Source organism: Sphingomonas sp. TF3, from assembly GCF_003985085.1.
Classification (GTDB): Bacteria; Pseudomonadota; Alphaproteobacteria; order Sphingomonadales; family Sphingomonadaceae; genus Sphingomonas.
The window spans coordinates 48,164-61,819 of record NZ_RWKS01000013.1; the positions used below are offsets into that span (position 1 = coordinate 48,164).

Annotated in this window: 9 protein-coding genes; 8 read left to right on the top strand and 1 reads right to left on the bottom strand. The window is 63.0% G+C overall.

Annotation, left to right across the window (positions count from 1 at the left end; all coding sequences use genetic code 11):
- The first annotated feature begins 14 nt into the window (after window positions 1-14).
- The 7 genes from EJC47_RS21375 (at window position 15) to EJC47_RS13110 (ending at window position 9,771) form a co-directional block, all read left to right on the top strand.
- Complete coding sequence (locus EJC47_RS21375) at window positions 15-1,112, top strand: TonB-dependent receptor domain-containing protein (protein ID WP_260591570.1); 1,098 nt, start codon at window positions 15-17, stop codon at window positions 1,110-1,112.
- A 29-nt stretch (window positions 1,113-1,141) separates the two neighbouring features.
- Entirely contained in the window at window positions 1,142-2,164 is a 1,023-nt protein-coding gene (locus EJC47_RS13085; protein ID WP_260591571.1) for an alpha/beta hydrolase, read from the top strand.
- Window positions 2,161-3,894: an alpha-amylase family glycosyl hydrolase gene (locus EJC47_RS13090; RefSeq protein WP_126848283.1), complete on the top strand. Its 1,734-nt coding sequence runs from the start codon at window positions 2,161-2,163 to the stop codon at window positions 3,892-3,894. The genes EJC47_RS13085 and EJC47_RS13090 overlap by 4 nt, the downstream gene beginning before the upstream one ends.
- A 191-nt stretch (window positions 3,895-4,085) precedes the next feature.
- Window positions 4,086-4,757: a TetR/AcrR family transcriptional regulator gene (locus EJC47_RS13095; protein WP_126848285.1), complete on the top strand. Its 672-nt coding sequence runs from the start codon at window positions 4,086-4,088 to the stop codon at window positions 4,755-4,757.
- Between the two features lie 80 nt (window positions 4,758-4,837).
- Window positions 4,838-7,348: a TonB-dependent receptor gene (locus EJC47_RS13100; protein ID WP_185867669.1), complete on the top strand. Its 2,511-nt coding sequence runs from the start codon at window positions 4,838-4,840 to the stop codon at window positions 7,346-7,348.
- Between the two features lie 62 nt (window positions 7,349-7,410).
- The gene (locus tag EJC47_RS13105) at window positions 7,411-8,574 is read left to right on the top strand and encodes a CehA/McbA family metallohydrolase (protein WP_126848289.1); all 1,164 of its coding nucleotides are present in this window, start codon (window positions 7,411-7,413) and stop codon (window positions 8,572-8,574) included.
- A 312-nt stretch (window positions 8,575-8,886) separates the two neighbouring features.
- Entirely contained in the window at window positions 8,887-9,771 is an 885-nt protein-coding gene (locus EJC47_RS13110) for an alpha/beta hydrolase (protein WP_185867670.1), read from the top strand.
- Between the two features lie 136 nt (window positions 9,772-9,907).
- On the opposite strand, the gene EJC47_RS13115 is transcribed toward EJC47_RS13110, so the two are convergent.
- Window positions 9,908-10,468 (bottom strand): DUF1993 domain-containing protein, encoded by a 561-nt coding sequence (locus tag EJC47_RS13115; protein WP_126848291.1) that lies wholly within the window; start codon window positions 10,466-10,468, stop codon window positions 9,908-9,910.
- A 372-nt stretch (window positions 10,469-10,840) separates the two neighbouring features.
- Here EJC47_RS13115 and EJC47_RS13120 point away from each other — a divergent pair, with 372 nt between their 5' ends.
- Window positions 10,841-13,654, top strand: coding sequence for a M16 family metallopeptidase (locus EJC47_RS13120; RefSeq protein WP_185867671.1), 2,814 nt, complete (start codon window positions 10,841-10,843; stop codon window positions 13,652-13,654).
- Window positions 13,655-13,656: the final 2 nt, after the last annotated feature.

Below are 13,656 nucleotides of genomic sequence, written 5' to 3' on the forward strand. Positions count from 1 at the left end.
GCTATCTTCAGGAAGTGAAGGGGCGCGATGCGGCGCTGCTGAACGTCTATAATGCGGCCGGTCAGTCGGTTACGCAAAACGGACTCATCGCTTATGGCGAACCGGTGTTCGGCAATTGCTGCCAGCGTTATTACAATGTCGATTACAATATCGATGCCCCTTATCTGGCGGTTTCGTACAAAATTGGTAAATTGAACCTGGACGGGAGCGTCCGTTTCAACAGTTCGAGGGCCAGCGGATATTACGCCTCGAATAACGGGCTGAGCGTGGTCGATGTGAACCAGGACGGCATTATTCAGACGCCGGAACGCAGCGTGCCCGTGGTCAATCCCCAGGCATCGTCACCCGTCAACTATCGGAAGAACTATTTCACCTACTCGGTCGGTGCAAACTATGAGGTCATGCCGAGTCTGGCGCTCTTCGCACGCGTGAGCCGCGGTGCGCGGTTCAACGCGGACCGTATTCTCTTTGGTGGCGGCGTGCGGGCCGATGGCAGCGTCGCGGACGAAGTCGCGGTCAATTTCGTCAATCAGCAGGAAGCGGGCATCAAGTTCCGGCGAGGCGGGGCCTATGTCAACCTGACGGCGTTCCGCGCGACCACGGCCGAGGCCAATGAAATCGTCATCCCGCAGCAAGCCATCATCAACAACAAATATCGGTCTTACGGCGTGGAATTCGAAGGCGGGGTCGATCGCGGCATTTTCCACCTTACGGCCGGTGCCACCTATACCCATGCCCGGATTACCGAGAGCCAGGTAACCCCGGCGCTGAACGGCAACATCCCGTATCGCCAGGCGGCCTTGATCTTCCAGGCGACGCCTTCGATCAGGACCGACCGGTTCGACATCGGCGCAAACGTCACCGGCACCACCTCGTCCTACGCGGCTGACGTCAACACGCTGAAGATGCCGGGATATGTCATGACAAATGCCTTCGCCTCTTATGCGATAACGCCAGCGATCCGGCTTTCGGTGAACGTCCAGAACCTGTTCGACGTGATCGCAATTACCGAGGTCGGCCAGGTGCCGGACAGCGTGCCGGCTGACGGCATCGATACCGCGCGCGCTTTCCCCGGGCGCAACATCAGCGCCACCGCGACGCTGCGTTTTTGATGCGCGGGCGAGCGTTTGCGGTGGCGGCGATGGCCACGGTGCTTGTGTCGGTCGGGGCGACGGACAGGGCGGCAGCGATGGACGAGACCGTCGTCGTTCCACCGCGGCCTTTGCCCGTGCCGAAAACGGTTAGCCCTGAATTACAACGGCTGATCGGATCGCCGATGAACCCGAGCTGGGATCAGCATCCGGCATCGGCGGAGGCGTGGCGCGCGTTGGTCAAAACTTACGCCGCCGACATTGAAACCGCGTTGCCGGCGCTGATGGCCCGCGAAAAGGTCACGATCCGCGCAGACCGGATGAACGGCGTGCCGGTGTTCTGGGTCGAGCCAGAAACCGTGCCGTCGGAGAACCGGGACCGCATCCTGCTCAACTTCCACGGCGGCGCGTATGTTTTCGCCCCCGGCAAAGCCGGGCTACGCGATGCCATCTTGCTCGCCGGGCGTGGCTTTAGAGTGCTGAGCGTCGATTACCGCATGGCCCCGGACGCCCCATATCCGGCCGCGATCGATGATGCCGAGGCAGTGTGGAAGGCGGTCGTCGCCCAATATCCCGCCAAGCGTGTCGGCGTGTTCGGATCGTCGACTGGTGGGGCGATGACACTGGCGCTGGTGGTGCGCGCCAAGGCGCATCATTTGCCACTGCCCGGTGCGCTGTGGGCGGGCACGCCGTGGGCGCAACTCGACAAGGTCGGGGACAGCTATTTCACCAATGACCATGTCGACAATGCGCTGGTATCCTATGACGGACTACTAGGCGCGGCCGCACGGCTCTATGCGAATGGTCACAACATGGCCGGCCCGGAGCTGTCGCCCGTCAATGCCGATTTCACCGGCTTTCCGCCGACCTTGCTGACGACGGGCACCCGCGATTTGTTCCTCTCCAACACCATCAGGGTTCATCGCAAGCTGAAGCAGGCGGGGGTCGTTAGCGACTTGAACGTCTATGAGGGCTTGTCGCACGGCGATTTCGAGCGCGATCCGGATCTGCCGGAATCGCGCGAAGTTTACGGCGAAGCTGCGGCCTTCTTCCGCCAAATGCTGGCCCGATGAGCGAGACGTTGCAGTCGTTGTTCGATCTGCTGGAACCGCTCTACCAAGGCCATCCCGCCTGGCCGGTGGAGCGCGACCGGATCGCGGCGGTGGTGTCCGCCGCCGCCGAGGCCAGATCGCCGGCCTTGCGCGCGCTCGACGCCGACCGGGCGGCGCATCCCGCCTGGTTCGGTGCGCCCGACATGGTCGGCTACAGCTTCTATGTCGATCGGTTCGCCGGGACCCTCGCCGGGTTGCGGCAGAGATTGCCATGGCTGGAAGCGCTGGGCATCCGCTTGCTTCATCCCTTGCCCATGACATTGAGCCAGTCAGATCATAGCGATGGCGGTTTTGCGGTCGCGGACTATCGCGCGATCGAGCCCGCGCTTGGCAATCTGGACGACGTGCGGGCGCTGGCCGCCGATTTGCACGACCGTGGCATGGCGCTGGCGATGGACTGCGTGTTGAACCACACCGCGCGGGATCATCCCTGGGCGCAGGCCGCACTGGCTGGCGATCGCGAGATGCGTGGCTATTACCGCATTGTCGACGACGCTGCCGAAGTCGCCGCCTGGGAGCGCGATCTGGACGAGGTTTTCCCCGATACCGCGCCGGGCAATTTCACGCATGAGCCCGCGCTCGGCGGGTGGGTTTGGACGAGCTTCTATCCGTTCCAATGGGATCTCGACTGGTCGAACCCAGCGGTCTTCCGCGAAATGCTCGACGTATTGCTGTTCTGGTCGAACATCGGCGTGGATGCCTTTCGCCTCGATAGCGCGCCCTATCTGTGGAAGCGGCGCGGGAGCGTATCGCGCAACTTGCCGGAAACGCACCGGCTGGTCGCCGCGCTCCGCGCCGGTCTCGACATCGCTGCACCCGGTGTCGCGCTGCTGGCGGAAGCGATCGAACGCACCGCCGACGTGCTGCCCTATATCGAGCCACAGGATGGCACGCGCGCGGCGCAGCTTGCCTATCACAATGGCGTGATGGCGGCGTTATGGGTGGCGTTGGCGACGGGCGACGCGGCGATCGTCGGCGATCTGGTTCGCGATACCGTGCTGACGCGGCCCGATACGGCGTGGCTCACCTACCTGCGCTGTCATGACGACATCATCTGGTCCGCACTCAATGGGCGGGTGTCCGCCGAAGCGCTGGATCGTATTTCGGATTTCTACACCGGTGTGGGCGGGTTCGGCGATGGCCGCCGCTTTCAGGCCCGCCCCGGCGCGGCCGCCAGTACGGTCGGGATGCTCGCCTCGCTGGTTGGCACTAAGGGCCCAGAAGCGCTCGGCCGCTACCGCTTGCTGCTGGCGACGATGCTGGCGCTGCCAGGCATGCCGATGTTGTACATGGGCGACGAAATCGGGCTGCCCAACCATGTCGATCCCGCTGCGCCGGACGATGCGCGCTGGCTGCATCGGCCGCCGATGGACTGGTCACGCGCGGATAGCGCGGCGGCGGGGAAGGGCGCTGGGGCGGAATGGCTGGCGCTGACCGAGCGGCTTCTCGCGGTGCGGACCACCTTGCCGGCGTTCGACGCCAAGGCCGCTACAAACGTGCAGGCCGATGTGCCGGGCCTGCTGGTCGTGTCACGCGGCGGCGATAGCGATACGGTCGTACTCGTTGCGAATTTCGGTGATGTGCCGCAGGCGTTACCCTTTGCGGGGCGGTGGAAAGATGCGATCGAGGACCGTCCGATTGGGCGCGTGATCGCGCCAGGGGCCGTGCTCTGGGCAATCCGTTGTGATTGACCGGTTTACAAACAGCGTCCTTCGCTGATCATGCGATGTCGCCCCTGACCGCGAAACCACCGGCCGCCAACGTGACGGTGCCGGTCGGGATTCGCGCGCGCGGTTGACATCAAGAAACGATAGCTATCAATATCGCCTTGTCGCTATGCTCTGGTCGTGAGAAGCGCGCCGGTCGCGACAGGAGAGATGTATTGAGCAATCATCGCAAGCCGATGCAGGAGCGGTCGCGCAAAACCTATGAGCTCCTGCTTTCGGCTGCGGAAACGCTGCTTGAGGAGGTTGGCATCGAGCGGATTTCGAGCAACCTCATTGTCCAGCGCGCCAAGCTGACCTCTCCTGCATTCTATCGATATTTCGATGATAAATATGCCGTTATCGAGGCATTGGCGGAACGACTGATGCAGCGCCAGAATGAAGCCCTGACCCGCTGGATCGACCGGTATCGGGATGCGGGATACGATACCTTGGTCGATCATATCGAAGATCTGGTTCGCGAAATGGACGCGATCACGCGTCAGCAGCCAGGCGCGATCTGGATTATGCGCGCCCTCCGTGCAGTGCCGAGCCTCACCCACATCCGACTCGCTTCGCATCATTTTGTCACCGATCTGATGACGGACGTTTACATGACCTATCTGCCTGGCGTGCCGCGCGAGCTGGTCCGCCGCCGTACGCGGCTGGCGGTGGAGATCGCCTATTCGGTGGATGAAATGCTCAAGGAAGACGCGGACTCGCGCGAGGAAGTCTTTGCAGATCTGACCTATATTTTTCGCTCGCTCTATTATCACCCCGATTTGGGAAGGGTGCCGCCGACGCCCCAGACGACTGTGGCGTCGGGCCTTGCGCTATCGGCCGACGCCTGACGGGACAATTCCCGACCTGTCATAAAAACGATACCGAATACTATCATATGCGCGTCGACACGAATCATTCGGGGCGCATAATGATCCATTCCATCGTTCATCGATCGACGCTGGTCGCCACCTTGCTGGCTGGCACAGCGATCGCCACTCCAGCGCAAGCGCAGCACAATGCGGTGGCCGATCAGGCCATGGCGGCGCAGCAGGAACCGGATAAGACGCAGGTCGCCGATGGTGACGATATCGTCGTGACCGGCCGCGCGGGCACGTCGCGCCAACGCAAGGTCGAGACGAGCTATGCGATCTCGACGATCTCGGACCAGGATCTGCGCATCCGCGCGCCGATCGGCGTGGCTGAGGCGCTCAAGCAGGTGCCGGGCTTCTACAGCGCACCGACCTCGGGTGAAGTCGCCGGCGGCGTGCGCGTGCGCGGCATCCCGAGCGACGGCTATCAGACCGTCGCCTTGCTCGAGGACGGTATCCCGATCCAGGGCGACCCGGGGCTCGGCTGGCTCAACGGCGACCAGTCTTTGCGCATCGACCAGAGCGTCGAGCGGATCGAAGTGGTGCGCGGCGGACCCTCGGCGATCTTCTATTCGAATGCGCCGGGCGCTGCGATCAACTTCATCACGCGCAAGGGCGGCGACACGCTCGAAGCTCTCGCGCGCTACGAAGCGGCGAGCTACAATTCGCACCGGATCGACGGGTGGATCGGCGGGCCGATTGGCGCGACCGGGTGGCATTTTTTCACCGGCGGCTATTACCGCGTGTCGGATGGTCCGCACAATTCGGGCTTCACGCAGGATCGTGGCGGCCAGATCCGCCTGAACCTGTCGAAGGAGTTCGAGCGCGGCGGGATCAGCTTCGGCGTAAAGCGGATCGACGAGCGCGTTGGCTATTGGGGCGGTGGCATTTATCAGGCCAATGCCGACGGGACGCCGGCCAATGTGGTTGGACTGGACAATAAGGTCGACAATGTCGTCGGTCCCGACACGCGCTATTTCACCTTTCTGACGCCGAACGGCACGGTCAAGTTCGACAATGGCGTCGGCAGCAGCGTCAAACTGACGCAGCTCAGCTTCCAGGCGCATTACGACATTACCGACAGCTTCAAGGTCGAGGAGAATGTCCGCTATCGCACGAGCTGGACGCAGCGGAACAGCATCACGCCCTATTCAGTCGCCGCGTCGGCGAGCGCGCTGCTGACCAGCACCTTCGGCAAACCCCCGACCGGGACGAGCTATGCCCCAATCTACCGCGACAGTGGTGCGGCCTTCAATCTCGCCAATCAGAACGGCAACGGCTTGGCGTTGATCGACCTTGCGCGCACGCACACCGTGCCGCTCGACGAATTCATCACCGACACCCGATTGGTCGGCAAGGTCGATTTTCTCGGCACGCACAACCTGGCGTTCGGCGTCTATTATGCGCGCGAGCAGGAAGATTATAACGCGCTCAGCGCCGCCGTGCTGACCGACGTCAAGCCGCATGCCGAAGTGCTCGACGCCTATCTCGTTGATGCGAAGGGCAACAAGCTGTTCAAGATCAGTGACAATGGCGTCATCCAATACGGTGCCGAATATGCCAATGCGAGCGGCAGCTCGGACAATATCGCAGCCTATGCCAGCGACGAGTGGCAGCTGACCCCCAAGTTCAGGCTCGAGGGCGGTGTGCGCTACGAGCAGATCAAGACGCGCGGGCAGGTCGAGGGCACCAAGAAGGTCAATCTCGGCCAGAGCCCGACCAGCGCCGACGATTCGGTCGGCGTCGGCACCGGGGTGTTCACGCCCTTTTCGCGCAAATACGATCATGTCGGCTGGACCGCGGCCGCCAATTATCAGGTCCGTCCGTTTTTCGGCGTGTTCGCGCGCTATACCGACACCTTCCGGCTTCCTGCAGTGTCGAGCTTCATCACCAACGCCAATGCTGCGCCCGTCGTCCAGACGCTCAATATGCTCGAGGGCGGGGTCAAATATTCGCGCGGCAAGATCGATCTCTACGCAACGGCCTTCCGCACGGTGTATAACAGCTACGCGATCAGCGATTATCAGAAGCTCGCCAATGGCCTGTTGTCGCCGGTCACGGTCTATGGCGACACCAAGACCACCGGCACCGAGATTGAGGGGACGTGGCGGCCGACGGACTGGTTCGATCTGCACGCTTCCTGGACCTGGCAGGACAATCGCTTCAGCAAGTTCGTCTATACCAACAGCGCGGGCGTGCTGACGGATTATTCGCACCACCGCGTCAACGGCGTGCCCGACAATACCTTCCGCATCACGCCGGGCCTGACGCTGTTCGACCGCAAGGTGCGCCTCCAGTCGGACGTCAATTATGTCGGTGCGCTCTATACCGACGTCGCCAACCAGATCCGGCTGCCATCCTATTGGTCGGTCGATTTCGACGCGCAATTCCAGATCACGCCAAAACTGCAATTCGGGCTGATCGTCGCGAACGTCACCAATGCCTTTGGCCTGGTCAACGGCAACCCGCGCGCGGGCACGATCGACAACAGCCAGGCCGGGCAGCCCGTCTACATCGGCAGTTCGCTCTATCAGCGCAACTACCGCGGCTCGCTCACCTACCGCTTCTGACGCGGGCGCGGCGTGAAGCCATCACGCCGCGCGCCGCTTTCTCTGTTCGAAAGGATCCTGCCGTGCGTGTTGGTCTTACTCTGCTGGCGCTCGTCCTGGCACAAACGCCGTTGCTTGCCGCTGCGGGCGATTCCCCGCGCATCCCGCCGGTCGCCAGCCTGACCGATGGCCAGTGGCTTAAGGGCGATCTCCATCTGCACTCGCGTCACAGCAAGGATTCGACCAACAATCCCGAAGCGAAGATCATCAAATTCGCCGAGGATACGGGCTTCGACTATCTCGCCATCACCGATCACGACAATCACGTCGCGGGTGATGTCGCGCACAACACCTGGAGCGATCCCGAATTCAAATCCAAGTCGGTGATCCTGCTCTACGGTGCCGAATGGACGACCGAGCGCGGCCACGGCAACGTGTTCTCGGCCAAGCCCTACGACCATCAGCGCCTGTTCGATGTGCGCGATGCGCGCGACGCGAACATCCTTGCGGTCAAGAAAGCGCTCGGCATTCACCTTTCGGGCAACCATCCCGCCGGCAAGGACCATTTCGGTTTCAGCTTCGACATGCTCGATTCGCTGGAAGTGTGGAACTCGGCGATCTGGCCCAACAATGCCGCTGCCATCATGATCTGGGACGACATGCTCAAATCGGGCCGCAAGCTCACCGGTCGCGGCGGCAGCGATTCGCATCACGGCACACCCGATACGCCCGAGCAGAAGACGTCCCACACCGGCGAACGCAGCGCCAACTATGTCGGCACGCCAACCACCTGGGTGTTCGCCAAGACACGCGATGCCAGGGGCGTGGTCGACGCGCTGACCAATGGCCGCGTGTCGATCAGCGCCAATCCGTACGACCCGCGCGTAGAGCTACGCGCCGATCTCGACGGGGATGGGCGTATGGACATGATGATGGGCGACAATGCGCGCCCGACCGGAAAGCCGGTCACGTTTCAGGTGCGCCTTGTCGGAGGCGGCGTGCGCGGTGGGGTCTATCACGTCCGCGTGATCAAGAATGGCGATCCGCTCGGCACCTATGACACCGACCCCGCGAGCAACGCCGTAACCTTCGCCGACACGCCCGCCGCAAAGGGGCGCAGCTATTACCGCGTCGAGGTCGAAGGCCCGCAAACCCCCTATCCGCAAGTGCCGGTTTCGAGCCTGCTCAGCGGCAAGATGATCGCGCTGTCGAACCCGATCTATTTCAATTTCGATCCCCACTTCTGAAGCGCCAGTCGACGGCGCACGCACGACCTGAAAGATTGCGGCGAGCGAACCGCCCGCTTGCGCGGTTTGCAAGGCGGTCCGCTTTCACGGCTGCGGTTGGGGTGTCAGATGTGTCGCCACCCGCGGACCAACAGTGTCGCGGATGCGTATAAAGTCGCGCAGTTCCTCACCGGCCGCAGGTAACCGGTTCCGGTCGAGGAGGAGCGCTGTCGGCTCGAGATCCGCTACGCCACGTAAACGCTATCAAAGCCCGTTGCTCGCTGCCAAAGCGATGGTGAGGGCCTGCCTGAGCCGACCGGATAGGATGAGACAATGATGATTCGCGCAATCGTGGTGTTGACTGCGTTAGCCGCTTCCGTGCCGGTCATCGCGCAAGATCCTCCCGTCGAACAGTCCACCATACCGGCAAGCGTGCCGCTTTGGCCGACGGGCGCGCCGGGCGTCGGCGCGCGAAGCACGGAAGCGGAAATCGGTCGCGACTATTGGGTGCGCAACATCCACCGGCCATCGGTGATCGCCTATCCGGCCAACCGCGATCACAATAGCGGTGCCGCAGTGGTGATCTTTCCTGGCGGCGGGCACAAATTGCTTGTCTGGACCAATGAGGGGACCAAGGCCGCAGTGGCGCTCAACCGGATGGGGATATCGGCCTTCGTCGTTAAATATCGCCTCGCGAATGAGCCTGGCTCGCCTTATTCGGTGGAAGGCGATGCCGCCGATGACGCGCGACGTGCGGTGCGATGGGTTCGTGCCAATGCCGCGCGTTATGGCATCGATCCTAAGCGGGTCGGCGTCATGGGCTTTTCGGCCGGCGGCGAGCTTGTCTCGCTGATCGCCGACAATCCCGAGCCTGCTAGTCGTCCGAAACGTGACGCGATCGATACCGAGCTGGCACGGCCGGACTTTCAAATCCTGGTTTTCCCGGGGCCGCGCGGAATCCCCGCCAAAGCGATCAAGCAAGCGCCGCCAGCGTTCATTGTTGCGGGATCCATTGACCCATGCTGTGCTGCACCCTCTGTGGCGCTGTATGAACAGTTGCGCACCAATGGCATGTCGGCGGAACTCCATATGTATGCCGAGAGCGGCCATGCCTTCAATCTGGACGAATCGAACCGCATCTCGATCCTGCATTGGCCGGACCGTCTGCACGACTGGTTGGCCGATGGCGGGTGGCTCGAGCCTCGCCACGCTCAGTAAGCGCAGCGGCGTCGATCGCGCGATCATGGGGCAGCGCCGCGATGAACGAGTGCGGCCTACAGCCGCACTGAATGTCTGGGGCTCCCAAGAAACATCCATCCCGCATCGGAGCGATTTGCGCCCCTGTGTGCCAGCCTCAGGACGCTGCAGGGGCGCGGAAATATTGGAACATATGTGAGGCGTAATCGGCTTTCCCGAGATCAATGCCTTGAGCTCGAAGGATCGAATAGGCAGTCATCACGTGGAAATAGAATTGTGGCAGCGCCCAGTCGCGGGCGTATTGCTGCGCAGTGAGGTCCAAAATCATGCCGTTCGGCAGAGCATGGGCAATTGGGGTCGCAGGTTCAATTGCGATGCCCGCTGCCCCGGCGGACTCTACGATCGCCAGCGTTTCCGCGATCCGGGCTTGTGCGTCTGCCACGGTGCCCGGCCGCTCGTCGGCGTTGCGCCCTTCGTCCAGCAGGATCTGCAACGACGGCGGAAAGTCTCGTTCCAACAGCCGGAAGACTCCTTCCTGCGCTTGCCGACATGCGAAGCGCACCTGGGTCGCCAAAGGAAACATGTCCGGCGCGAGCCGCGCGCCCAACAAGGCGTCTGCGCCGCCGGTCGGTCGCTGGGCCTCAGCTTTGGCAAGCCACTTCGACAACGCGCCGAGCATCTGCACGTAAGTGGGTACGAGGAGGTCTGACAGCGTCATAAGAGATTGCTTTCATAGCGGATCAGGCGCGCGCAACCCAAGCCGCTACGAGCATGAGCGTCAAGCGCACCGTCGAGCGATCTAGACCGCGAGACCCGAATTGGCGACCCACTCCGCTGTCGTTTGCGCCGTCGCAAGCGGGAATGAACCGATGCCGGAAATTGGGGATCGCAAGCCGCCCCTTGGATGTCGCACCGTCGCATTGTCGGCGGTGTTTTGAACGGCATTGGTTTGTTTAACGCGGTCGTTTTGATAGTTTACGAATCACTTTTAAAGTTTCAAAAATAACAAGATAGCGACATGAATCGAGCGGAAGGGGGAGGTGGTTTACGCCCCCCCGGCCTGCTTGGCGCGCGAATAGGGAACGGGCGGATGCGAAGGCTTTGGGTAGTCGCTGTGGCCTTCGCGGTGATTGGCTCGCCCTGCGCGTCCGCACAAACTCCGTTATGGGTTGCCGAAGAGCGTGGCGAGACCCCCGATCCCGCGATCCACTACGGCGAACTCGCCAATGGCCTGCGCTACGCGGTCATGCGCAGCGCCGAGCCCAAGGGGGTCGCTGTCGTCGAATATCATATTGCGGTCGGCACCGCGCAGCAGTCCGCCAACGAAAAGGAGTTTGCGCACCTCGTCGAGCATATGGCGTTCGGCGCGACCACGACGTTTCCCAAGGGCGATGCAATCGCGCAATTGCAATCGGCCGGTCTGCAATTGGGGGGTGATGTCAACGGCGCGACTTCTGCGCGCGGCACAGTGTACAGCCTTTCGATCCCGCAAGTGACGACCGAGAAGCTGGCGCTCGCGCTGCGGTTCCTGCGCGGGTTTAGCGATGGCGCGTTGTTCGACGCCAACGAGGTTGAGCGGCAAAAGGGTGTGGTGGGGGCGGAGATTGCGGGCGGCGAGACGCAGGCAACGCGCGCAGCCCGGGCGCTGCGGCAGCAATTCTATCCCGAACTGCCCTATTTGTGGGAAACGCCTGCGCAACGGCTGGCCTCGCTTCATACCATTACGGCGGACCAGTTGCGCGCGTTTCATGACCGTTGGTATCGGCCCGACACCGCTTTTCTCGTCGTGGTGGGCGATGTCGACCCGAGCGAAACCGGCAAGGCACTTGAGGCTGCGTTTGCAAGCTGGAAACGGCCGTCCGCGCCGATTCCCGCGCTCAAGCCCGTGCTGTTTCAACCGCGCACCGCGTCCGCATCCGTCGTGCAAGAAGCCGGACTTACCGATTCGCTGACCCTTGGCGTGGCAAAGCCGCAGCCCAACGTCGTGCCGACGGCGGCGACGCGGCACGATGCGATCTTGGCGACGCTCGGCATGGCCATCGTGCGCGATCGGCTCGAGCGGCTCGTGTTGACCAGCCCGCAGGTTCCGATCGCCTCGGTTTCTTTCCAAACCTCGCGCTGGCCTGAGCTCGCCGAATTTTATTCGTTCTCCGCGAATTTCCGTACCGGCAAATGGCACGAGGCGCTGACGCTGCTCGAGCAGGAGACGCGCCGACCGCTGGTGACCGGATTCACCGTCCCGGAAGTCGATCGCGCCGTTACCAATACCTTGAAGGGCGCACGCGGTGCGTCGTTGCGCGCCGCCGCGCGGACCTCGTCCGAACTCGCCAACGGCATTGTGGCTGCCTATGCCGATCGCCAGGTCTTTGTGCTCCCGGAGCGGAACTTCCAGCGCATCTCGGAAGTGCTCAACGCTGCGTCCCCGGCGGACATCGCGGCGGCCTATAATGCGGTGTGGCGGGAAACGCCGCCGGCGATCGCGGTTGCCGGCTCGGAGGCATTGCCCGCATCCTCGGCGCTTGTGCGAGATGCTTACGCCCTGGCGCATCGCGGTCCGCTGCCGACGCGCGATCTCACCCTCGCCGTCGCCAAGCAATTGCCCGTTCCCGGGCCTGCGGGCACCGTCGTCGAGCGGCATCATGTCGATGACCTGGGTGTCGAACAGATACGATTTGCGAACGGAGTCCGGCTCAACATCAAACATACCGATTTCCGCGCCAATGAGGTGTTGACCACGATGCGGTTGGGCGGCGGGTTGCTGGCCATGCCACATGGCGAACGCCCGGTCGCGCCGCCGCTGTCGATGCTGTACCTCGGCGGCGTCGCCGGGCTGAGCGCCGAGCAATTGCTCGCGGGTTTGCGGGCGACACAAGTGTCGGTCGATTCGGTCGCGCTCGGAACGAATGTCGTCCAGTTCAAGGGGCAGAATAACCCGGCATCGTTGTCCGATCAGCTTCGGCTTTGGGCGGATCTTGTCGGCAAGCCCGATTTTGATCCGCATGCCGACGCCTTGGTGCAAGCACGGGTAGAGGCGGCGCTGCAAAAGGCGGACGCGACGGCGATGGCGGCTTTTGCACGGCACTGGCCGGTGTTCAGCAACGGCGATCTGCGGTTCGCGCCGCTCGATCTGGCCGACGTCGCCGGATTGAGTTTCTCGCAGAGCCGGCAGCGTTTCGCACCGATCCTTGCCGATGCCCCGATCGAGGTCACGATCGTCGGCGATATCGATGTCGATAAAGCGATTGCGGCGACTGCGGAAACGCTCGGCGCACTCCCCCCGCGCCGCGCCCAGCCGTTGCACGACGCCGGGCCCGATCCGAAGTTCCCGACGGGCGGCGAGCCGATCGTGTGGTCCCATCACGGCGATGCCGGGCGTGCGCTGGTGGTGTCGGCTTGGCGGGCGCACGACGGCTTCGACCCCAATGACGGTATTTCCCAGGCTGTTCTCGACGAGATCCTGCGGACCCGGCTTTTCAACGATCTGCGCCAGACGTCGGGTGCGACCTATTCTCCCGCGCCTTTATATGCGGCATCGACCAGTGTGCGCGGCTTTGGCTATATCGGTGCGATCGTCGAAGTCGCCACCGGCGACGTTCCGCTTGCCGAACGGACGCTTCGCACGATTGCGAGTTCACTCGGCGAATTGGGGCCGACTGCGGAGGAACTGGCGCGCGTGACGGCACCGATGAAAGCGCGCGCCGCGCTTGATATGCGGACCAACGCCTGGTGGCTCAATGCGCTTGACTGGGCGCAGACGCAGCCCGACGCGTTGGCGCGCGCGCGTGGCTATCAAAGCGCGCTGGCCGCGCTGTCGCTCGACCAATTGAAAGCCCGCGCCGCCGAAGTCTTTGGCACGGCACCGGTTACGATCCGCGTTTTGCCAAGCCCCGCCGCGAAACCCTGAGC